Consider the following 1,653-nt stretch of genomic DNA (forward strand, 5'->3'; position numbering starts at 1 on the left):
CGCGATAGGCCTCCGGCCCGCTGACGCGATCGCTGACGCAACCGTAGCCGGTCTCGCCAACAGGAGCAGCAGTCTCGGTTGTGCTCCGCACCGCTGACGCGAACAAGAGCTTTTTGCCCAAATCGGCAATTTGCTGGCCTGTATATCGGAAGGATTGAACATCAAAAGAAATTCCCACCCGATGAGTACGGGCCTGTTGCATGACAGCATGGGGAAAATAGCCTACCCCAAACGTGATCTGAGGATGCTCTAGAGGCCCATAGTGGCCACGGTTGCCCTCCAGCAAATGCCGCACCACGGCCTCTCCATACTTTTCCGGGATCCGGCTTTCTGAGGTGACAAAATCAGGGCTGTAATCCTGGTGCATTGCCTGGTAGATGACCCGTTCTGGATCTGGGGTTTGATTCAGCACCACAACTTGAAACAAAGCATCCACAGGCTGCATCCCCTAGTGCTTCGCACCGCATGTTAGGATTCTGAGATCCTTGTAAGATCATATTGGCAGCGGAGAACGCCAACGGCATTGGCCTGCTCCACCACAGAGCATATTCCCTATCTGCCCCCACCCTGAGGTATTCCTTAACTCAGTGTAAGGAGAAGAGAGACCGAAACACCTTGGCTATAGGAGCCTGCGAGCTCGAGTTTCCTCTGCCAGCACCAGGCTTAGGGCCGGATTGCTGCGCAACAATCCCGCTACATAGAGGGTATAGACTTTCCCCGCCTCCAGCTGCAGGTCAAACCGCTGCAGGGGAATGCTCCGGCTGGGAGCCGACTGCACACCTGGCGCGGAGGCTGAAGGGGCTATGGCCACTTGAATTTGGGTAAAGCCGGGGCGCATAGCTTGAAAGGTGGATACTTGTCCAAACGCCAACTGGGGCAGCAGTACCCGCCCTTGCTCCCCTTGCCATTGCAGGGCCGGCGCATCAGGGGCAGCGTGGACAAACCGCACCAGGGCTTGATCAAAGGGCGGATGGATGTTGTCTTCCAGCACCAGGGCCGTCATGCGATTCGGCTCGTTGGCGGCCACCACCGAGAACACTCCCCCGCCCCTGAGATTGGCTACGGTTCTGGCCGCAACCAAAGAACTCGCAGGCTGGCCAGGGTTCTCAGGCGTTGAAAACAAAACAATGTCGTACTCGCCCGCCGGTATGCGCACGTACTCGCTCACCGAGCCATAGGCTATGCCCCGAGCAGCTCTCACCCCTCCCACTTCCAAGTCGATCCGAGGGGCATTGGGGGCCACATGCACCAAGCGCACTTGGACTTCAGAAACTCCCGCAGATGCCGAAGGCATCGGGATGGCACAGCCGGACAAAAGCCCCGACATCAACGATCCACCCACCACGCAGAGTACTGCGCTCACCCACTGTCGCACCATGTTCACGCTCACTCCTACTCCTCACACCCAACGCTCATCAGGGATCGAACTGCTGTATTTCTGCAAACCCAAGGAGGGCACTCTCGCTCCCCAAAAGTTCCCATTGGCACGCCAAGGAACCTGCTCTTGTCTTACTCCACTTTTGCGCCCAATGCCATAGAGCTATGGAACGGGTTGGGATCTAGTTCCTTTTAACTAATTAACTAAACCAAAGGCAAATCACCGGACTCGGCCCCACCTGCAGGATCTGGGTTGGGGGCAGGGATCCCTGGCTG

General features: G+C 57.4%; 2 protein-coding genes. Both read right to left on the reverse strand.

Annotated features, from left to right (window positions below; translation table 11 throughout):
- Window positions 1-436, reverse strand: a 436-nt coding sequence (locus NW820_RS08100; RefSeq protein ID WP_414407196.1) for an FAD-dependent thymidylate synthase, incomplete at its 3' end; no start/stop codon positions are given.
- Window positions 437-619: 183 nt separating this feature from the next.
- Window positions 620-1,390: a DUF4397 domain-containing protein gene (locus NW820_RS08105; protein ID WP_414351985.1), complete on the reverse strand. Its 771-nt coding sequence runs from the start codon at window positions 1,388-1,390 to the stop codon at window positions 620-622.
- Window positions 1,391-1,653: the final 263 nt, after the last annotated feature.

This window comes from Synechococcus sp. R55.7, from assembly GCF_047461955.1.
Taxonomy (GTDB): domain Bacteria; phylum Cyanobacteriota; class Cyanobacteriia; order Thermostichales; family Thermostichaceae; genus Thermostichus.